The organism is Butyricicoccus sp. AM32-19, assembly GCF_003480365.1.
Lineage (GTDB): Bacteria > Bacillota > Clostridia > Oscillospirales > Butyricicoccaceae > Agathobaculum > Agathobaculum butyriciproducens.
Genome location: NZ_QUIX01000004.1, coordinates 122137 through 143202, shown reverse-complemented (window position 1 = coordinate 143202; position 21066 = coordinate 122137). Strand labels below are relative to the sequence as shown.

At 57.8% G+C, this 21066-nt stretch carries 18 protein-coding genes and 1 other RNA gene; 18 read left to right on the top strand and 1 reads right to left on the bottom strand.

All coding sequences use genetic code 11. From position 1 onward, the window contains the following. The first annotated feature begins 77 nt into the window (after positions 1 to 77). The 15 genes from ispG to DW806_RS05655 all read left to right on the top strand — a co-directional run bounded on the left by ispG (position 78) and on the right by DW806_RS05655 (position 16935). Positions 78 to 1133, top strand: a complete 1056-nt coding sequence (ispG, locus tag DW806_RS05725; RefSeq protein ID WP_118564503.1) for a flavodoxin-dependent (E)-4-hydroxy-3-methylbut-2-enyl-diphosphate synthase — start codon at positions 78 to 80, stop codon at positions 1131 to 1133. 2 nt (positions 1134 to 1135) lie between these two features. Continuing rightward, entirely contained in the window at positions 1136 to 5509 is a 4374-nt protein-coding gene (locus tag DW806_RS05720; RefSeq protein ID WP_243022648.1) for a PolC-type DNA polymerase III, read from the top strand. 15 nt (positions 5510 to 5524) lie between these two features. Then, positions 5525 to 5872: a DUF6054 family protein gene (locus DW806_RS05715; protein WP_116704962.1), complete on the top strand. Its 348-nt coding sequence runs from the start codon at positions 5525 to 5527 to the stop codon at positions 5870 to 5872. Between the two features lie 225 nt (positions 5873 to 6097). Next, positions 6098 to 7732 (top strand): ATP phosphoribosyltransferase regulatory subunit, encoded by a 1635-nt coding sequence (hisZ, locus tag DW806_RS16035; RefSeq protein WP_118729409.1) that lies wholly within the window; start codon positions 6098 to 6100, stop codon positions 7730 to 7732. A gap of 108 nt (positions 7733 to 7840) precedes the next feature. Next, the gene (hisD, locus tag DW806_RS05705; RefSeq protein WP_118729408.1) at positions 7841 to 9142 is read left to right on the top strand and encodes a histidinol dehydrogenase; all 1302 of its coding nucleotides are present in this window, start codon (positions 7841 to 7843) and stop codon (positions 9140 to 9142) included. Then, a complete protein-coding gene (gene hisB, locus DW806_RS05700; RefSeq protein ID WP_118729407.1) occupies positions 9129 to 9704 on the top strand; it encodes an imidazoleglycerol-phosphate dehydratase HisB in 576 nt (191 codons plus the stop codon). The genes hisD and hisB overlap by 14 nt, the downstream gene beginning before the upstream one ends. 78 nt (positions 9705 to 9782) lie before the next feature. Beyond that, positions 9783 to 10400: an imidazole glycerol phosphate synthase subunit HisH gene (gene hisH, locus DW806_RS05695; protein ID WP_118729406.1), complete on the top strand. Its 618-nt coding sequence runs from the start codon at positions 9783 to 9785 to the stop codon at positions 10398 to 10400. After that, positions 10397 to 11110 carry a 1-(5-phosphoribosyl)-5-[(5-phosphoribosylamino)methylideneamino]imidazole-4-carboxamide isomerase gene (gene hisA / locus DW806_RS05690; RefSeq protein ID WP_117491097.1) on the top strand — a complete coding sequence of 238 codons (714 nt, stop codon included), beginning with the start codon at positions 10397 to 10399 and terminating at the stop codon, positions 11108 to 11110. The genes hisH and hisA overlap by 4 nt, the downstream gene beginning before the upstream one ends. A 48-nt stretch (positions 11111 to 11158) precedes the next feature. Continuing rightward, positions 11159 to 11923 (top strand): imidazole glycerol phosphate synthase subunit HisF, encoded by a 765-nt coding sequence (gene hisF, locus DW806_RS05685; RefSeq protein WP_118729405.1) that lies wholly within the window; start codon positions 11159 to 11161, stop codon positions 11921 to 11923. Positions 11924 to 12008: 85 nt separating this feature from the next. Further along, entirely contained in the window at positions 12009 to 12341 is a 333-nt protein-coding gene (gene hisI / locus DW806_RS05680) for a phosphoribosyl-AMP cyclohydrolase (protein ID WP_116704955.1), read from the top strand. A 15-nt stretch (positions 12342 to 12356) separates the two neighbouring features. Then, on the top strand, positions 12357 to 12680 hold the full coding sequence (hisE, locus tag DW806_RS05675; protein WP_118285349.1) for a phosphoribosyl-ATP diphosphatase: 324 nt from the start codon (positions 12357 to 12359) through the stop codon (positions 12678 to 12680). A 315-nt stretch (positions 12681 to 12995) separates the two neighbouring features. Beyond that, positions 12996 to 13481, top strand: a complete 486-nt coding sequence (locus DW806_RS05670; RefSeq protein ID WP_118729404.1) for a pyridoxamine 5'-phosphate oxidase family protein — start codon at positions 12996 to 12998, stop codon at positions 13479 to 13481. 2 nt (positions 13482 to 13483) lie between these two features. Next, positions 13484 to 14704 carry a CapA family protein gene (locus tag DW806_RS05665; RefSeq protein ID WP_147358084.1) on the top strand — a complete coding sequence of 407 codons (1221 nt, stop codon included), beginning with the start codon at positions 13484 to 13486 and terminating at the stop codon, positions 14702 to 14704. 144 nt (positions 14705 to 14848) lie between these two features. Then, on the top strand, positions 14849 to 15472 hold the full coding sequence (locus DW806_RS05660) for a TetR/AcrR family transcriptional regulator (RefSeq protein ID WP_118729402.1): 624 nt from the start codon (positions 14849 to 14851) through the stop codon (positions 15470 to 15472). 152 nt (positions 15473 to 15624) lie between these two features. After that, the gene (locus tag DW806_RS05655; protein ID WP_243022647.1) at positions 15625 to 16935 is read left to right on the top strand and encodes an MATE family efflux transporter; all 1311 of its coding nucleotides are present in this window, start codon (positions 15625 to 15627) and stop codon (positions 16933 to 16935) included. A gap of 469 nt (positions 16936 to 17404) precedes the next feature. Here DW806_RS05655 and murD read toward each other — a convergent pair whose 3' ends face one another. Further along, positions 17405 to 18766 carry a UDP-N-acetylmuramoyl-L-alanine--D-glutamate ligase gene (gene murD / locus DW806_RS05650; protein WP_118729401.1) on the bottom strand — a complete coding sequence of 454 codons (1362 nt, stop codon included), beginning with the start codon at positions 18764 to 18766 and terminating at the stop codon, positions 17405 to 17407. A 104-nt stretch (positions 18767 to 18870) separates the two neighbouring features. Between murD and rnpB the strand changes: the two genes are divergently transcribed. The 3 genes from rnpB (at position 18871) to DW806_RS05635 (ending at position 20974) form a co-directional block, all read left to right on the top strand. Continuing rightward, an RNA gene (gene rnpB / locus DW806_RS05645) (RNase P RNA component class A) lies at positions 18871 to 19201 on the top strand. A gap of 268 nt (positions 19202 to 19469) precedes the next feature. Further along, on the top strand, positions 19470 to 20114 hold the full coding sequence (locus DW806_RS05640) for a hypothetical protein (protein WP_118729400.1): 645 nt from the start codon (positions 19470 to 19472) through the stop codon (positions 20112 to 20114). 248 nt (positions 20115 to 20362) lie between these two features. Next, complete coding sequence (locus DW806_RS05635; RefSeq protein ID WP_117751668.1) at positions 20363 to 20974, top strand: CpXC domain-containing protein; 612 nt, start codon at positions 20363 to 20365, stop codon at positions 20972 to 20974. The last annotated feature ends 92 nt before the right edge of the window (positions 20975 to 21066 follow it).

Here is a 21066-nt window from a genome sequence, read left to right as displayed (position 1 = left end):
GGAAAATGGAAAATGAATGTGCGGCGTAAAGTGCGATACCACAATTCTCCATTTTCCATTTGTGAGAGGTTAGAGCTATGAAAATAACAAAGCAAATCAAGATAAGGGACGTATTGGTTGGCGGCGGCGCCCCCATCGCGGTGCAGTCCATGACCAACACGGATACGCGCGACGCGCAGGCTACTCTGGCACAGATTCGCGCACTGGCGGACGCGGGCTGCGACATTGTTCGCTGTGCCGTGCCGGATATGCAGGCGGCGGAGGCGCTGCGCGAAATCTGCGCGAACTCGCCGCTGCCGGTGGTGGCGGACATTCATTTTGACTACCGTCTCGCGCTGGCGGCGATCGAGTCCGGCGTGGACAAGATTCGCCTGAATCCGGGCAACATCGGCGGCGCAGACCGCGTACAGGCGGTTGTGAAGGCGGCAAAGGCACGCCATCTGCCAATCCGCATCGGCGTAAACTCCGGCTCGGTGGAGAAGCACATTCTCGAGAAATTCGGCGGGCCGACACCTGAGGCAATGGTGGAAAGTGCGCTGTACCATGTTGGTCTGCTCAACGACTGCGATTTTGACGACATCTGCATTTCCATCAAGTCATCCTCGGTGCCGAACACCATGCAGGCCTACCTGCTGGCGAGCGAAAAGACCGATTATCCGCTGCACCTCGGCGTGACCGAGGCGGGCACCGAGTACATGGGCACGATCAAGTCGGCGGCGGGCATCGGCGGTCTGCTGGCGCTCGGTGTGGGCGACACCATTCGTGTGAGCCTGACCGATGATCCGGTCAAGGAGGTCTACGCGGCAAAGGCGATTCTCAAGGCTGTCGGCAGAGCGGAAGAGGGCATCAACGTGGTTTCCTGCCCGACCTGCGGCCGCACGCGCATCAACCTCATCGACATTGCCAAAGAGGTCGAGCAGCGCTGCCAGAGCATTCGCGGCAAGAAGATGAAGGTAGCTGTTATGGGCTGCGTGGTAAACGGTCCGGGCGAAGCGCGTGAAGCCGATCTCGGCATTGCGGGCGGCGACGGCGTCGGCCTGATCTTCCGCCGCGGCGAGATCATCAAAAAGGTGCCGCAGGAGCAGCTTGTGGATGCACTGATGGACGAAATCGCACATTATGAAGGAGAATAATCGTGGCTGGAAAGCTGATTGATATTTTTCAAAACTGCAAATGTGTAAATGAGGAGAAGCACCTTGCCGCAGGCGAGGTGCGTTCTCTGGCATTTGGGGATAATAACACGGTGATGGTCGTGGAACTCAATCTGCACGAGGTTGTCAGCCGCAAGGTGATTGCCAAGGCGGAAAAGCAGATCGCGGACACCTACGGTCTTGACCGCGTGATGATCGAGCCGCGCTACAACATGCCGGGTGAGCTGTCGAACGCGTACATCAAGTCGCTGTATGACGACATGGCGTACCGCATGCCGTCAGCCAAGGGTCTGCTCGATCACACCAAGTGGGAATTTGCGGACGGTGCGCTCCAAATCCCGATGGACGAGGTGAGCGAAAAGCATTTCGCAAACGCACTGCGGCATCTGGAGGCGCGTATTCAGCGGGAGCTGGGCCGCAGCTGTCCGGTGCATGCAGTACGCGCGGACGCACAGGATTTTGCACCCGCACCCGAGCAGGAGGAGAGCCGCGAGGAAATTCTGCACAAGGCTGTGGAGCAGGCAGCGGCAGCCGCAGCGGAAACGCCCAAGCCGAAAAAGCCGCGTCCGGCGCCGCAGCAGCACACCGGCTATCAGCGCCCGCGTGCCGAAAAGGTGCGCGAGGACGACCTCATCTTCGGCAAGCTGATTCAGGACCCCATTGTTTCGGTCAACGAGGCGATTGCCGCCTATGATATGGTGACGATTCAGGGCGAGGTGTTCTTCACCGACAACAAGGACATTCACAGCAAGAAAACCGGCAAGGATTACGTCAAGATTGCGTTTGACATGACCGACCGCACCAATTCCGTGCGCGTTTCCAAGTTCCTTGCGGCGGATAAGGCGGGCGATACGGCATCTAAAATCAAGAAGGGACTCTACTGCACCGTGCAGGGCAAGATGGTGTACGACACCTTTGCCAAGGAGATGGTGCTCGAGCCAACCGGCATCGTCAAGGCGAAAAAGCCCGAGCGCAAGGACACCTACGAGGGCATGAAGCGCGTGGAGCTGCATCTGCACACCAACATGAGCGCGATGGACGGCATGAGCAGCACCGCGTCTCTGCTGTGCCGCGCCGCCAAGTGGGGACACCGCGCGATGGCGATTACCGACCACGGTGTGGCGCAGGCGTTCCCCGAAGCACTGCACGCGCAGGAGGGCAAGCAGAAGGACATCATCGGTGACATGAAGATCATCTACGGCATCGAGGCGTACTACATCAACGACGAGAACAGTATTTCGGTCGTGCGCGGCAGGAGCGCAGAGCCGCTCGACGGAACATTCATCGTGTTCGACCTTGAGACCACCGGACTCAATCCGGCGAGCGAGGAAATTACCGAGATTGCTGCTGTGCGCGTTGTGGAGGGCGAGATTCGTGATTCCTTCCAGACCTATGTCAACCCGCACAAGCCGATTCCGGCGGAAATCACCGAGCTGACCGGCATTTCGGACGAGACGGTAGCAGACGCGCCCGACCTCGACAAAGCCGTGCCGGAATTCCTCGCATGGGCAGGCGAGGGACAGTACCCGCTTGTGGCGCACAACGCAGGCTTCGATATGGGCTTCCTGCGGACGGCCTGCCAGAGACTGGGTATCGAGCGGGAGTTTACAAGCATTGATACCCTCGAGATGAGCCGACTGATGCTGCCGCACATGCACAAGTTCAAGCTGAACATTCTGGCGAAGGAGCTGCAGGTCGGCCCGTTCGAGCACCACCGCGCGAGCGAGGATGCCGCCGTGCTCGGCCGCATTTACGTCAAGCTGCTGAAAAGGCTCAGGGAGGAGATGCACGCGGTTACGACTGCGGATATCAATCCGGTGCTGGCGGCGACGACCGACCGCAAGAACAAGCTGAAAAACCTGCCGCGCTATCATTTTATCATTCTGGTGAAGAACCAGGCGGGACTGCGAAACTTGTATCAGCTGATTTCCAAGAGCTTTCTGGAATATTACAACAAGCGCCCCATTATGCCGCGCAGCGAACTCATCCGTCACCGTGAGGGACTGATTTTCGGCTCGGCGTGTGAGGCGGGCGAGGTATTCCGCGCATTGACCAAGGGCGAGCCGTGGGAGGAGATCAAGCGGCTGGCGTCGTTCTACGACTATCTGGAGATTCAGCCGATCGGCAACAACAACTTTATGATCGCAAAGGGCATGGCGAAGGACGAGGAGCAGCTGCGCGACTGGAACCGCGATATTCTCCGCCTGGCGGATGAATTGGGAAAACCGTGCTGTGCCACCGGTGACGTACACTTCCTCGAACCCGAGGATGAGGCGTTCCGCCGTATCCTGATGGCGGGTCAGGGCTTCTCCGATGCGGACAATCAGGCGCCGCTGTACTTTAAGAGCACGGATGAAATGCTGAAGGAATTTTCCTATCTCGGGGAGGACCGGGCGTATGAGGTAGTCGTGAAGAACACCAATGAGATCGCCGACATGTGTGACGTGATTCGTCCGGTGCCGAGGGAAAACTACCCGCCGCACATCGACGGCTGTGAGGACGACCTGCGCAACATGTGCTATGAAAAGGCCAAGCGTATCTACGGCGATCCGCTGCCCGAGCCGGTGCAGGCGCGGCTTGACCGTGAGCTTGGCTCCATCATCGGCAACGGCTACGCGGTTATGTACATTATCGCGCAGAAGCTGGTTACCAAGTCCCTCGCGGACGGCTATCTGGTCGGCTCGCGTGGTTCGGTCGGCTCGTCGCTCGCGGCGTTCATGTCGGATATCACCGAGGTTAATTCGCTCGCCCCGCACTATCTGTGTCCGGACGACAAATATCTCGAGTGGCACGAGGAATACTCGTGCGGTGTCGATCTGCCCGATAAGATCTGCCCGAAATGCGGCAAGCCGCTCACCAAACAGGGCTTCAACATTCCGTTCGAGACCTTCCTCGGCTTTGAGGGCGACAAGGTGCCGGATATTGACCTGAACTTTGCGGGCGAGTATCAGTCGCGCATTCACTGGTACACCGGCGAGATCTTCGGACACGACCATGTGTTCCGAGCGGGCACCATCGGCACGGTTGCCGAAAAAACCGCGTTCGGTTATGTCAAAAAGTACATGGAGGAGCGCGGCGTTGAGTGCTCCCGCGCGGAGGAAAACCGCCTTGCCGCAGGCTGCACGGGCGTGCGCCGCACCTCGGGTCAGCATCCGGGCGGCGTTGTCGTTGTGCCCAAGGAGATTGAGATTTACGACGTCTGTCCGATTCAGCATCCGGCGGACGACCCGGATTCCGAGATCATTACCACCCACTTCGAGTATCACTCCATTGACGCGAACCTCTTGAAGCTCGACGAGCTGGGACACGATGACCCGACCATTATCAAGCATCTGGAGAACCTCACCGGCGTGAACGCGCAGGAGATTCCGCTTGACGACCCGGAGACCATGAGCCTGTTCCATTCGTGCAAGGCGCTTAAGTACACGGGCGAAAACCCGGATACCGACCCGATCCTCGGTGACCTCGGCTGTGTGGCGGTGCCCGAGTTCGGCACCAAGTTCGTGCGCGGCATGGTAAAGGAGACGCACCCATCTACGTTCGCGGAGCTGGTTTCGATTTCCGGCTTGTCGCACGGCACGGACGTTTGGCTCGGCAATGCCGCAGAGCTGGTCCGCAAGGGCATTCCGCTGTCCGGCTGTATCTGCTGCCGAGACGATATTATGAACTACCTGATCCTGCAGGGCGTCAAGCCCAAGCTGTCGTTCAAGACGATGGAGTCCGTCCGAAAGGGCAAGGGACTGACCGAGGAAATGGAAGCCGCCATGAACGAGCAGCATGTGCCCGAATGGTACATCGACTCATGCAAGAAGATCAAGTATATGTTCCCGAAGGCGCACGCGGTCGCATATGTTATGATGGCGTTCCGTATCGCGTGGTTCAAGGTGCATCGTCCGCTTGCGTTCTATTCGGCGTACTTTTCCATCCGGGCAAAAGGTTTTGATGCGTCCTGCATGATCAAGGGCGACAAGGTCTGTCTGGACAAGATGACCGAGCTGCGCGGCAAGGAGCGCGATAAGACGATTTCAGCGGCGGAAAAGGACATGATGACGACCCTTGAGGTCTGCCACGAGTTTTACCGGCGCGGATTTACGTTCGAGCCGATGGATGTGTACAAATCGGACGCAACGCGCTTTCTCGTAACGGAAACCGGCCTGATTCCGCCGTTTACGTCCATGCCGGGCATCGGTGAGCAGGCCGCGCTCAGCATCGTGGAGGAGCGCAAGAACGGTAAGTTCCTCTCGGCGGAAGAACTGATCGTCCGGTGCCCGAAGGCGTCCAAGGCGGTCGTCGAACTGCTCGAGCAGATCGGCGCACTTGGCTCCATGCCGAAAACAACGCAGATGACCCTCTTTTAGAAAGGTGTGACGATTGTGGCAAAGTACGAAAAGCATCTGACGGGAAATTTTGACGAGCTGCTGGAGCTTGTAACGGACGGCGTGCTGAACGGCAGCATGTCTGCGTCCTACGAGGACGGCTCGGATTGGACAAACGGCACGGTCCGCTGCGCGGTGCGCGTGTTCGAGCGTTACAGCTACATGGGCGGCAACCGCGTCAGCATGAATGTCACTCTGGTCGGCAACGACCGCGACCTGTTTTTCTCCGCCATCACTTCAGGTGGCAGTTCGGCCGTGTTCTTCAAGCTCAATACCCTCGGCGAGGAGAGCTTTCTGGAAAAGCTAGTGCCGATCGTGGAAAACTATAAAAAGAGAGTAGAGTGAGGAGTTGAGAGTGAAGAGATGGGAGGAAGCGGGAGGGCGGAGAGAAAAAAGCCGCCTCTGCTTCATCTCCGCTCTTCACTCTTTCTTTTTCACTCGAAAACGGGAGTTTGAAGCGGAAAAGGCTGCCCACTGTGTAGGCTCCGCTCTCTAAAAAGGGTCTTGACAGTATATAGGGAACTATGGTATGATTTCATCATGATAAAGCGATAAAGGAGCAGCGGAGCCATGAACCGTTTTCGTATTTCCACCCCGGAGGGTACCCGAGACCTGTTATTTTCCTCGTGCCGTGCGCTGCGGCAGACGGAAAACGCTGTGCGCGACGCGCTGGAGGAGCGCGGCTACAGTGAGATCATCACCCCGGCGGTTGAGTATTTTGATGTATTTGCACAGGCAAACCCCGAGCTGGATCAGGATCAGATGCTGAAGATCATCGACAAGTCCGGCCGGATCTGCGTGGCACGTCCGGATAACACCACGCCGATCGCGCGTATCGCGGCCACCCGACTGGATGACGCGGCGCTGCCGGTCCGCCTGTATTACAGCCAGAAGGTGTTCCGTTCGGTGTCCGGCGACCACGGCCACAAGGGCGAGTTCCTGCAGGTCGGCGCGGAATTTATCGGCGCGGACGGTCTGGAGGCCGACAAGGACATTCTCTCGGCTGCGTTTGCCGCACTCAGCAAGACCGGTGCGGACAACTTCCGCGTAGAGCTTGGTCACGCTGAGATCTACAAGGCGCTGATGGATGAGCTTGGCGCGGATGCACAGTCCGCCGAGGGCATCCGCCGCCTGATTGAAAACAAGTCGTTTGCCGCGCTCGGTGACGCGCTCGAGCCATTTAAGGGCAAGCCCGCCGCAAAGGCGCTCAGCGCTATGCCGAACCTGTTCGGCGGCATCGAGGTGCTTGACGAGGTCGAGTCGCTCACCGGCAACGTGCGCGTGCTTGGCGCGACCGCTTATCTGCGCCGGCTGTATAAGGCACTGGATGAGGCAGGCTACGGCGACCGCATCATGATCGACCTCGGTCTTGTCCACGAGATGGATTACTACACCGGCATCATGTTCCGCGGCTATATCGGCGGTGCGGGCGCGGCGATTCTCGCAGGCGGCCGTTACAACGCGCTGTGCGCCAAGTTCGGCAAGGATATGCCCGCGGGCGGCTTCGGCATTGACGTGGAGAGCGTTGCCGACAGCCTTGCAGGACAGAGCCGTCCCGAGGTCGCAACCCGCCGGGATACCGTGCGTATCGCACTGACCAAGGGCCGTCTGGAGAAGAAAACGCTCGCGCTGCTCAAGGCCGCAGGCTACGATATCTCCGAGCTGGAGGCCGGAACGCGCAAGCTCATCTTCACCCTGCCGGACAGCGGCGTGGAGATCGTGCTGAGCAAGGCCGCGGACGTAATCACCTACGTTGAGCACGGCGTGTGCGACATGGGCGTGGTCGGCAAGGATACCATCATGGAAAAGGGCGGCAGCTTCTACGAAATGGTAGATCTCGGCTTCGGCAAATGCCGCTTCGCCCTCGCTACCAAGAAGGGCAAGGACGTGTACGGCGGCTATAAGACCCCGGTTATCGCTACCAAGTATCCGGCGGTTACCAAGGCCTTTTTCAATAAGAAGAATATGGACGTTGAGACCATCAAGATCGAAGGCTCGGTCGAGCTGGCGCCGCTGCTCGAGCTGGCGGACGGTATTGTGGATATCGTGGAGACCGGCACGACGCTCAAGGAGAACGGCCTCGAGGTCGTTGAGAATGTAGCGCCCATCTCGGCAAGAGTTATCGTCAATCTCGCAAGCGCGAAGATGAAGAAGGCGGCGATTCAGAAGGTTATTGCAGAACTGGAAAGTGGCTTGGAGAAGTAAGCCAATACCTATATAACATAAATCATATCCATAGGGCGGGGTGCCCTGCGGAATATTGATACCAATGCCGGTGGACGAAAACGGTTGACACAAAAGGGGAATACCACAATGTTTATGAAAACAGTCCTCGCGGACGGACAGGCAGAGCAGCAGGTCATCCGCGAAATGAAAGCCCGTGCGGCAGGTGCGCGCGGCGATATTGAGCAGATTGTCCGCGGTGTGATGGCGGACGTACAGCAGCGCGGCTGGGATGCGGTCGTGGAGTACGCCGAGCGGTTTGACGGCAAGGCGCCGTACATTGTCGAGCCGGAGGTGCTTGACGACGCGTACAACGCCTGCGACCCCAAGCTGATCGCAGCGCTGGAAAAGGCGGCGGCGAACATCCGCGACTACCACGAGCAGATGCTCGTCAAAACGTGGGAGTGGAACCGCTCGGGGGGTGAAACGCTCGGTCAGACCGTGCGCGGGCTTTCGCGTGTCGGCATTTATGTGCCGGGCGGCACGGCAGCGTATCCGTCGAGCGTGCTGATGAACGCCATTCCGGCCAAGGTTGCCGGTGTCGGTGAGCTGATCATGGTCACGCCGCCGACCGAAAACATGTCCAACGAAGTGCTTGCGGCGGCAAAGATCGCGGGCGTGGACACGGTCATTGCCATCGGCGGCACGCAGGCGATTGCCGCGCTGACCTACGGCGCGGGCTTTATCCCGCAGGTGGACAAGATCGTCGGCCCGGGCAACGCCTTTGTTGCGGCAGCCAAGAAGCTGGCGTTCGGCACGGTCGATATCGACATGATCGCCGGTCCGTCCGAGGTGCTGGTCATTGCGGACCACACCGCCAACCCGACCTACGTTGCCGCCGACCTGCTCAGTCAGGCCGAGCACGACAAGCTGGCTTCCGCCGTCCTGCTGACCGATTCCATGGCACAGGCGCAGGCGATTTCGTGCGAGATGGAGCGGCAGGCAAAGCTCCTTCCGCGGTGGGACATCATCAAGGAGAGCGTGGCGAACTACGGCTGCGCCATCGTGTTTGACGACCTGAAGGACGCCTGCAGGATGGCTGATGTGGTCGCACCCGAGCATCTGGAGATCGTAACCGCCGCTCCGCGTGAGCTGCTGCCGTACCTGCACAACGCAGGCGCGATCTTCCTCGGTCAGTACGCGCCGGAGCCGCTCGGTGACTACATGGCAGGCCCGTGTCACGTTCTGCCGACCTCGGGCACGGCAAGATTCTTCTCGCCGCTGTCTACCGACACGTTTTTGAAGAAAACCAGCGTTATCGAGTACACGCGGGACGCGCTCGAAAGCTATGCACAGGATATTATCGCGCTCGCGCAGAGCGAGCACTTGGACGCGCACGCAAACTCCATCGCGGTGCGCTTTGCGGAGGAAAACGACAATGAGAACCGCTGAAATCAAACGAAAGACCAAGGAAACCGACATTTCGCTTAAGCTGACGCTCGAGGGCGGCGACCGCAAGATCGACACCGGCATCGGCTTTTTCGACCATATGCTGAACAGCTTTGCTGTGCATTCCGGCTTCGGTCTGGAACTGACCTGCAAGGGCGACCTCGAGGTGGACGGTCACCATTCGGTCGAGGACTGCGGCATCGCGCTCGGTCAGGCACTGGCACAGTGCGTCGGTGACAAGGCGGGTATCGCGCGTTTCGGACAGGCGTTCGTGCCGATGGATGAGGCGCTCGGCTTCTGCGCGCTGGATATTTCCGGCCGCCCGTACCTCGTGTTCGACGCATCCATGCCGCAGCCGATGTGCGGTCAGTACGACACCTGCCTGACGGTCGAGTTCATGCGTGCGCTGGCGGTACACGCCGGACTGACGCTGCACCTCAAGTGCGAGTACGGCGAGAACGCGCACCATATCACAGAGGCGCTGTTCAAGGCGCTTGCACGCGCGCTCAAGCAGGCCGTTGCGGTTACCGGCGGCGGCGTTTTGAGTGCGAAGGGTGTTCTCTGAATTTCATAAACATGGTGCCAACCGTTACGGCAGGATGAGGTCATCCCGCCCTGCGGAACAGATTCCGAGAGGTACAACATGAGTTATATTGCAATCGTAGATTATGGCGCAGGCAATCTGATGAGCGTACACAACACGCTCGATTACCTGGGTTATGAAAATAAAATCGCGGCTTCGGCGGACGTGATCGAGAATGCGGCGGGCGTTATCCTGCCCGGTGTCGGCGCGTTTCCGGATGCGATGGCGGCTTTGGAGCACTCCGGTTTGACGGAGACGGTGCTGAAGGCTGCAAAGGAAAAACCGTTCCTCGGCATCTGCCTTGGTATGCAGATGCTGTTCGAGGAATCGGACGAGGTGCGTCCGTGCAAGGGTCTGGGGTTGCTGCCGGGACGCATTGAGCGCATTGAAACGGCGCTCAAGCTGCCGCAGATCGGCTGGAATGCGCTGGACATTCTGCGTCCGAATGCCATGACCGAGGGTCTGGAAAACGGCAGCTATGTGTATTTCGTGCACAGCTTCATGGCGCATCCGGCGGACGAAAACGACCTTGCCGCCGTGACGGATTACGGCACGCGCGTGCCTGCTATGGTGGCACGAGGGAACCTGTTCGGCTGCCAGTTTCACCCGGAAAAGAGCGGTGAAGTGGGACTTGTGATGCTTCGCAACTTTGCAAAACTGACGGAGGTGGGAAAATGAGAGTTATCCCCGCGATTGATTTGAAAGACGGTCAGTGCGTGCGCCTGCAGAAAGGCGACTACGGCACTGCACATAAAGTAGCAGAAAACCCGGTCGAGACCGCACAGCGGTTCCTCGATGCCGGTGCAGACCTTGTACACATGGTTGACCTTGACGCCGCTAAGGACGGCTCGCACGCGAACTACGGCGTGGTGGAGCAGGTCATCCGCGAGACCGGCGCGACCGTGGAGCTTGGCGGCGGCATCCGCTCCATGCAGGATGTGGAGACCGTGCTTGCACTGGGCGTTTCGCGCGTTATCATCGGCTCGGCGGCTGTCCGCGACCCGGAATTCGTAGCCGAGGCTGTAAAAAAGTACGGCGACAAGATCGTTGTCGGCATCGATGCCAAGAGCGAGACCGTCCGCACGGACGGCTGGCTGGGCGACAGCGGTGAGAACTACATCGCGTTTGCCGAGCGCATGGAGTCCATCGGTGTACGCCACATCATCTTCACCGATATTGACAAGGACGGCATGCTCGCCGGCCCGAACTTTGACCAGCTGGCGGCGCTGCGCGCCTCGGTCTCCTGCGAGATTATCGCGTCCGGCGGCGTGTCCACCCTTGAGGATATCGCAGGCCTGAAAAAGCTCGGCATTGACGGTGCTATCGCAGGCAAGGCGGTGTATACCGGCACCCTCGATTTGGCAAAGGCCATCGAACAGGCCAAGTAACCGCCCTACGGTTACGATTGAACCTTCGATTGGAACGGAGTGAAAAACTTGTTAGCAAAACGCATCATCCCCTGTCTGGACGTAAAGGACGGGCGCGTAGTAAAGGGCGTGAACTTTGTCGGGCTGCGCGACGCGGGCGACCCGGTCGAGCTGGCGAAGTTCTACTCGCAGGAGGGCGCGGACGAGATCGTGTTTCTCGACATCACCGCTACGAGCGACAACCGCGACACCATTGCCGACGTTGTGCGCCGCACCTGCCGTGAGGTATTCGTGCCGGTCACGGTCGGCGGCGGCATCCGCACCGTGGACGATTTCCGCGAGATTTTACGCGCCGGTGCAGATAAAATTTCCATCAATTCCTCGGCGTTCAAGAATCCCAATCTGGTGAACGCCGCCGCGGAGAAATACGGCAGCCAGTGCGTTGTGGTCGCGATCGACGCGCGTGCGAACGCCGAAATGCCGTCCGGCTTTGAGGTCTACGTTGCAGGCGGCCGCACCCCGACCGGCAAGGACGCGGTCGCGTGGGCGAAAGAGGTTTACGAGCGCGGCGCAGGCGAGATCCTGCTGACCTCGATGGACAAGGACGGCACCAAGTCCGGCTTTGACCTAAAGCTGACCAAGGCGGTCGTGGAGATGGTCGGCATTCCGGTCATCGCGTCCGGCGGCTGCGGCTCGCTCGAGCATTTCTCCGAGGTGTTCGAGAAAACCGGCTGCGATGCCGCACTGGCGGCCAGCCTGTTCCATTATCGGGAGCTCACGGTCGGTGAGGTCAAAGAGCACCTGAAAGAGAAGGGTATTCCGGTTAGAAAATAAAGCACAGGCTATACCGTAGGGTGCACCGACCTCGGCGTACCCTACGGTAAACATGAATCATTATCCTGATAGGGAAGTGAATATTTTGGATTTAAGCAAATTTTTTAAGAAGGCTCCTCTGGTGCCGATTATTTGTCAGGATGAGCGCAGCGGCGAAGTCCTGATGCTCGGCTACGCGAACGAGGAGGCCCTGCAGCTAACGATGGACACCGGCACGGCGTGGTTTTTCTCGCGCTCGCGCCAGAAGCTGTGGAACAAGGGTGAGACCTCGGGCAATTTTATCTTTGTCAGCAGGATTCTGTCCGACTGCGACGATGACACGCTCATCTATGTCGGCACGCCCAAGGGTCCGGTCTGCCACACCGGACACCGCACCTGCTTTTTCACCACGCTGTGGGAGAAGCCGGAAGAAAAGTAAAAGGAGAGCAGTATTATGAATTCGTTTGAGCAAATGGAAGCCGTTATCGCGCAGCGCCGCGCCGAGCCGCAGGAAGGCTCGTACACCTGCTATCTGTTTGAGAAGGGCATTGACAAGATTCTCAAGAAGGTCGGTGAGGAGTGCGCCGAGACCATCATTGCAGCCAAGAACGGCGACAAGACCGAGCTGGTCGGTGAGATCAACGACGTATTCTACCACATGATGGTAATGATGAACGAGTGCGGCGTGACCATGGAGGATGTCTGCAAGGAAATGGACATCCGCGCCCAGAAGATTGGCAACCTGAAGAAATTCCACGTTTCCGACCACAATACCTGATTTTTATTCCACAAATTATATACAGGCGCTATTTTGTGCTTATCGCGCGTTAGCGCGCATGAAATAGCATTTGTTCTGCAAATGCTCAAAAAGGGGGAGCATGTATCACCATTTTTGAACTTCTGGAGGGAGAAAGTTTCGACCACCGGGAGGAACTTTCGTACGACTTTGGAACGGCCCACGGTCCGTTCCTCTTGTCGGCGAAACTGTAGTTTCGCGACAGCTAAAGCCCTGTGCATATTTTGCACAGGGTTTGTTGTATTGTTGGCGGGAATATGATATGATGATACAAATACTTGAACAGAGGTGAAATTCATGCGCAGAAAAGACAGAGAAATCACCGGCCGAGAGAACATCGAGCCGATCCTGCAGGCCTGCAAGGTCTGCCGCGTCGCCATGACCGGCACGGACGGCTGGCCGTACGTCATTCCGATGAACTTTGGCTACACATGGGATGAGGACGGACTGACGCTCTACTTTCACGGCGGCGTGAAGGGCAAGAAGATTGATTCGCTGAGGGCCGACCCGCGTATCTGCTTTGAGCTGGACTGCGAGGAGGGTCTGACCGGCGAGGGCGACTTGGCCTGCCGGTACAGCTATGCGTTCTCGTCCATCGTGGGGTACGGCAAGGTGGAATTTGCAAAGGACAATGACGAGAAACGCCGCGGATTGGACATCATCATGCAGCACCAGACCGGCAGGGGCGGCTGGACGTACACGGACGCGGCTCTGTCCGTCACCGAGGTGATGCGCGTGCGCGCGGAGTCGTTTGAGGCCTCGCGCAAGGCGCCGAAGGGATGAGCATGAAGCACATCGGGACCAAAATTCTGGCAGGCGTGCTGGTGGTGCTGCTGGCGGGAGCGGGCGTGCTGATCTGGCGGAATCTGCCGGAGGATGCACCGCGCCTGCAGGAGCCGGAGGAGACCGTTCGGCAGGAGCCGGAGGTGCAGCCGGACACCACAGCGACCCTGTGCGTGGCGGGCGATATTGTGGCGCACATGCCGCTTGTCGCGGATGCGTGGAACGGCGAAGCGTATGATTTTACGCACCTGTTCGCGGATGCAAGGCGGTATTACGAGGCTGCGGATTACACAACGGCCTGTCTGGAGACCACGTTCAACGGTCCGCCGTATTCGGGCTACCCGCAGTTCTGCGCACCGGATGCGCTGGCCTCCGGCCTGAAAACGGTCGGGTTTCACCTGCTCTCCACGGCGAGCAACCACAGCATGGATACCTGGTACAGCGGTCTGGTCCGCACACTGGATGTGCTGGACGCCGCCGGTCTGGAGCACGTCGGCACTTACCGCACACAGCAGGAGCGCGACACGGTGAAGATCATCGACGTGGGCGGCATCAAACTGGCCATGCTGGCGTACACCTTCAGCACAAACGGCCTGCCGGTGGACAGCGAGCACCCGTACAGCGTCAGCGTCTACACGACCGACTACATGACCGATTGCAGTGCGGTGGATTACGACCTCATCCAGTCGGATTTGGACAAGGCGGGGCAGTCCGGTGCGGATGCGATCGCCGTGTATGTACACTGGGGCAACGAGTACCACACTGAGCCGTCCGAGCAGCAGGAGCAGTTGGCGGACTACCTGTTTGCGCACGGCGCGACATTGGTGCTCGGCGGGCACGCGCATGTGCCGCAGCCGATGGAGCTGCGGACGCTGCCGGACGGACGCACCGGCTATCTGTGCTACTGTCTCGGCAACCTGATCTCCAATCAGTTTGACCCGTACACCAACCTGACGGCAGCTGTCACGCTGACACTCACCAGAAGCGGCGAGACCGGACAGGTGACGGTTTCCGGCGCGGAGTACGCGCCGATGTTCATGCTGCACGCAAGCGACTCCAACGAGGGACGCTACCGCCTGTTGGATATTCGGAAATCCATGCAGGATTTTGAGCAGGGGGATACGTCGGTTGTAAACCGGTCGGTATATGACCGAATGAAGCAGGGACGTTCCGACCTGCACCGTATCTTCGGCACGGATGAGGTGCTTTCGCTTGCAGCCTAAGAAAACCAGCAGGTTTCCCTGCTGGTTTTTTAACACTTTGGTAACATTTGATTTTCGACACGGTGTTGACTTGCGGACACGACGCTGATAAAATAAGAACCATCCACAGAAAACCGTCCTGTTGTGCACAAGGAGGAAAAGCACATGCCCGAAGCTCGAAGTAACCGCAGAGTGCGCTTTACGCGGTCTGCGCTGCGTGAAGCCCTGATTGACCTGATTCTGGAGAAGCCGCTGGTCTCTATCACGGTCAAGGATATCTGCGCGAGAGCGGACATCAACCGCTCGACCTTCTACCTGCATTTCAAGGACGTGACCGACATCCTTCGCACGACCGAGGACGAGATCTTCGAGCACATGCACGAGCATGCGCCGATGCACGAACGAGAGTGCCGCGATCTGCAGGAGATCAAGGGATTCTTTATCGACTTTCTGGAGCAGATCCGGAGCAATCCGCGCATAATGAAGGTGATTCAGGTGCTGTGCAGCGAGCAGGGAGACCCGTATTTTGTACGCAAGCTGCAGACCATGACGTATGAAGCCTTCCTCGACGGCTGGGATATGCACATGATGCCGGAAATGAGCGAGCAGCGGAAGCTGCTTGTGTTTTCGTATATCATTTCGGGCATGGTATCCATGCTGTCCACCTGGGCGACCAGAGCGCAGGACACGCCGACCGAGCAGGTCGTATCGCTTTTGATGGGGTTGATGTGGCACGGACTGGACTGTTTTGCAGCATCCGACCCCAAAAGTGCTTTTCCGACCGAATAAGCCACTTGACATTTCTATGGGAAGATGGTATATTATAACTGCTTCGTAAATAAGCAATGTTTTCCGTCGATAGCATTGCGGATCGGCCCTTTTCGGTGTATTCCGGGAAGGGTCGATCACTTTTTATATAAAAATTTGAGGGGGAGAAGGAATTGCACAAACAGGGAGCTTTGCGCGAATTCGGGCACTATGCCGCGATGAACATCCTGGGGATGATCGGCATTTCGTGCTACATTCTCGCGGATACATTTTTTGTCGCACAGGGCACGGGCTCGCTCGGATTGGCGGCGCTCAACATCGCCATACCGGCGTACAACCTGATGAACGGCATCGGCCTGATGCTCGGCGTGGGCGCGGCAACGCAGTACATGATCGCGCGGGCGCAGAACGATCAGAGACAGGCGGACAGCGTATTCACGCACGCGGCGGCACTCGGGCTGCTGCTCGGCGTGCTGTTCCTGCTCGGCGGACTGTGCTTTGCGCAGCCGATCGCGCGGCTGCTCGGCGCGGACGCGCATACACTCGGCATGACGACAACCTACCTGCGCATGCTGTGGTGCTTCGGGCCGTTCTTTGTGATGAACAACGTGCTGCTGGCGTTCACGCGCAATGACGGTGCGCCGACCGTTGCCATGTGCGGCATGGTCGCGGGCAGCCTGTTCAACATCGTGTTCGATTACATTTTCATTTTCCCGTGCGGACTGGGCATGTTCGGTGCGGCGCTTGCGACCGGCTTCTCGCCGTTTGTCAGCATTCTGGTGCTGCTGACGCACCTGCGGAGACCGTCCCGCGGCTTCCATCTCGTCAAAACGCCGCTGCGCGTCAGCCGTGTGCCGAGCCTGTGCGCGCCCGGTCTGTCCTCGCTCATCGGTGAAATCGCCTCCGGTGTGGTGCTGCTGCTGTTCAATCTGGTGCTGCTGCGCCTCAGCGGCAATACCGGCGTGGCGGCTTACGGCGTGGTGGCAAATCTTGCTCTGGTGGGAATCGCTGTCTTTACCGGACTGTGCACCGGCATACAGCCGCTGGTCAGCCGCAGCTCGGGTCTCGGTGACAGGGAACAGCTGCGGCGGCTGTTCCGCTGGGGCATCTGCACCGCGCTCGGGATTGCAGCCGTGCTGTGCGTGTCGGTTTTCCTCGGCGCGGAGCCGCTGACGGCGGTGTTCAACAGTGAGCATGACCCGGAGCTTGCCGCTTACGCGGAGAGCGGCCTGCGGATCTACTTCACAGGCTTTTTGTTCGCGGGCGTGAACATGGTCACGGCCGCGTTTTTCAGCGCGTCGGATAAGACCGTGCAGGGCTTTGCCATTTCGCTGCTGCGCGGCGTGATTGCTGTGCCGCCGATCCTGTTCCCACTTGCGTGGGTGCTCGGCGTCGATGGCGTCTGGCTGACGTTCCCGATGGTGGAGCTGGTCACGGCGGTCGCCGCACTCGTCTGGGCGCGGAAGTACATCATTAAGAATTAGTAATTGTGCGAGGCAGGAGTTTTCCTCGAAGGTGCAGATTACCGTAGGGGCGGACCAATGTGTCCGCCCTTTTTTAACAATAATCAATCTGTAAAACTGTATAATGTGCCATAAAACAGCGAAAAAGACGTGCATTGCACGTCTTTCGCTTAACAGGATTTCATCTGTATGGTATAATACTGGTGTTGCCCTACTTATTCCCGGCAACGGGAAGGAGGTGCGCCAAGTGAACTTCACCGTATCGTTAATCTGCTCCATTATGGCAAATGTAATTGCACACTACATTTGCAAGTGGCTGGATGAGCAGAAGTAAGGCAACATCAGCCCCGGCTTAAGCCACCGAAAAACGGAATAGAAAACCCCCGGAGACTGGTACTCTCCGGGGGTTTTCGCCAAGTGAACTAATTCATATCGTTGCTTATAGTATAGCACTGATTGCGAAATAATGCAAGCGTTTATCCTGTTAACCTTACAGCTCTTCCACAAGCGCCTTAAACAGCTTGCCGCGTTCCATGAAATTCTTAAAGCGGTCGAACGACGCGCTGGCTGGACTCATGATAACAACATCGCCGCTTTCTGCGTGGGCAGCGGCCTCCTGCACGGCTGTTTCGAGGTTTTCCACCTCGATAATCGGGGGATGCTCGCCCTCGATATTCTCCACGCACTCGCGAATCTTGGGTGCAGTAGCGCCGGTGAGCAGCAGCAGCTTTACATGGTCGCAGATAGGCTGACCGAGCACGTCATACGGGATATGCTTGTCGTAGCCGCCTGCGATCAGGATGACCTTCTGCTGGAAGGAATTCAGTCCTGCGATGGTTCTCGTCGGACTGGAGGCGATGGAGTCGTTATAGTACTTCACGCCGTCCTTCTCGCGCACGAACTCGATGCGATGCTCAACGCCGCCGAACGTGGTCGCCACGGCGCGGATATCGTCGTCAGAGGCGTAACCCTGCACGACAGCAGCCGCCATCATCATGTTGTACACGTTGTGCGCGCCCGGAATGCGGATGTCGGATGCGGGCATCAGCTCACGGCGCACGCCGCCGTCCGCGATGTAGATAACGTCGTCCTTGAGGAACACGCCGTTGGCCAGCTCCTGCGTTTTGCTGGTGCAGAACAGGTTGCCGGATGCCTTGAGCGAACGGGTGACCTCGTCGTCGAGATTGAGGATCAGCTTGTCGTTCTCGCCCTGATTGCGGTAAATGGCAGTCTTGGCCTGCACATACTCGTCAAAATCCTTGTGGTAGTCCAGATGATTGGGCGTCAGATTGGTGATCGCCGCAATGTGCGGAGAGTGCTTCATGCCCATCAGCTGGAACGAGGACAGCTCGACAACTGCAAGGTCGTTTTCGGTCATCGTGTCCACGCGGGGGAGCAGGGGCGTGCCGATATTGCCGCCGAGATGCACGGTATAGCCCGCGTGCTTCAAAATCTCGCTGACGAGCGTGGTGGTCGTGGTCTTGCCGTCCGAGCCGGTGATGCCGATGATCGGACACGGGCAGACCGCGAAGAAAAGCTCCATCTCGCTGGTGATCTCCGAGCCGTTTGCGCGCGCCTTCTCAAGAAAACGCGGGTGAACACCCGGAGTACGGAAGATAACGTCCTCATCGAGCGCATCAAGGTAATGCGGGCCGAGAACGAAGTCTACGCCGAGGGTAGCGAGGGTAGCATAGCCGTCGCCAAGCTCGGTGGGTTCTTTTTTGTCATGCACGGTAACGCGCACGCCTGCAGCGCGCAGCATACGGATGAGCGGCATATTGCTCACGCCCGCGCCGATTACGCCGACCCGCTTATCCGACAGGCCGCCGAGGTATTGTTCTAATGCTGTCATAAATGCGTAACACCGCCTTTGTACGAGGAACAGTATACATGATTTTTCACGATTTTGCAAGTCCGGTTTGACGGCAGGCGATTTTTACGGTATAATGCTATTTATGACTGGTGCAGACGGTCGCGTGCCTTCGGGCATGAGGAAAGTCCGGGCTGCACAGGGCAAGGATAACGGATAACGTCCGCCGAGGGTGACCTTAGGAATAGTGCAACAGAGATATACCGCCGTTTTTTGAACGGTAAGGGTGGAAAGGCGAGGTAAGAGCTCACCACGTCCCATGGCAACATGGGAGGTCTGTAAACTCTATCCGCAGCAACGCCGACTGGGACTATGATTTGCCCGATCGTCCCGACTGGCGGCTTGAGATGCACGGCAACGTGCATTCGAGATAGATGACCGTCCACGACAGAACCCGGCTTACGCACCAGTCATGCCATAGCACCGCAGATTTTTCTGCGGTGCTTTTCTTTTACCTTCTGCAGATGTGTAACCGTAGGGGCGAACATTGTTCGCCCGCAGCACAACCGGAGCCTGTGCAAGGAACGGCCAAGCATACGTTTAACCATAGTGCGGGCGCACACTGTGCCCCCTACGGGATAGATAGTACACTTCTATAAAAACTGCCGTTGCATTTTGTCGCTTTTTCCATATTCTGCGCCGAAAAAATTTGTTATACTTGAGGCAGGATAGGGAGGTGTATTTTATGAAAGGACTGGGAAAACGAATCCTTGTGATGGCGGCTGTGACAGCAGTCTGTGTGTGGGCGGCGGGCAAATCGAGTTACGCGGTAAAACCGTACCGACTGGATGAGGACACGCTTGCACAGCAGGTGCAGATGCTCAAGGAGAACAATCTGACGATGTTTTCCGGTGTAACGATATACGATGGTATCGTGATCGGTGACACGGCGTATTATGTAATGACGCAGGAGGGCATCGAGCAGGAATGCTTTCTGGGCGAAATGACTGCGAAACGCAGCTGGCTCGGTACATGGAAATTTTACAGTATGGGCTCCGGCGATTCCGGCATTAACTACGATATCACCTGCTGCGGCGGACACAATTTTTTGCTGCTGAGCGGCAAGGAACCGGAACAGCAGGTTGCAAAGGTGACGCTCAACTGGTATGGACAGACCTATGAGATGACGAATGAGAGTGCAAAGCCGTATTTTCTGCTCTGCACCGATCTGACCGGATACATGCCGGATGAGTTGCTCCCGTCGGAGGATATGTTCCGTTTTTATGATAAAAACGGCAAGGAGATTCCGCGCTGGTACGATTCATACAGCGGCACGATGAATGGTTCGAGTATTGCGGTCGCACAAGGCAGCATTTACAAGGCGGAATAGACAAGGAGCACCTGCGGTCGGCAGGTGCTTTCTTTTGATACCGAGATTGAATGGTTTGCGGGCGAACACTGTTCGCCCCTGCGGTAAAGCCGGCGATTACTCGACGCAGCGCAGACGGAACTCGCGCAAGGATAGCGACAATTCCTAACTGCTAATTCCGAATTACTGATGATCCGAACTTGCTTACAGCTATATAAATGTGTTATAATAAAGTTTAATTGGACAAACACAAGGGAGGAATCACTGTTATGATGATCGAATGTCCGCACTGTCATATGGAAACCGAACACAAGGTGATCGACCATATCAATATCGACCGAAATCCCGAGCTGCGGGCAAAGGTACAGGATCTGTCTGTCTTTCGTGTAAAATGTCCAAACTGCGGCGAGACACTGCTCGCCGTACACCCGTGCCTGTACCATGACATGGCAAACCAGTTTATGGTATGGCTGTGGACCGAGGACGGTCAGGTTCCCAAGGCGGAGTTCGATCCGCTGGCAGGCTACACCCTGCGCGTGACCGACAGCCTCAACACCTTCCGTGAGAAGATCAACATCCTCGAGCGTGGTCTGGACGACCGTACCATCGAGATCATGAAGCTGCTGCTGTTCGCACAGCTGAACCGCGACCTCGATGTTGTCGAATTGCTCTTCCATGAATTAGACGAGCGCACGGGCGATTTCCGCTTCGTGGCCGTGCTTTCCGACGGCGCGGAGCAGTATGCCGCTATGCCGGGCGCGGCGTATCAGCGCCTGCACGCGGATGTGGAGACCTATCTGTACACGCCGGGCGGCGAGTTCTCGCGCATTGATATGACGTGGGCGCATCAGGCACTCGAGCTGCTGCACGAGATGGGCTGACGGCTTGCCTTCTCCGCAGGGCATAAAAAAGGATGTGCCGTTTTGACACATCCTTAGGGCAACACCGCACAATTTGTTCACAAATTGATCTT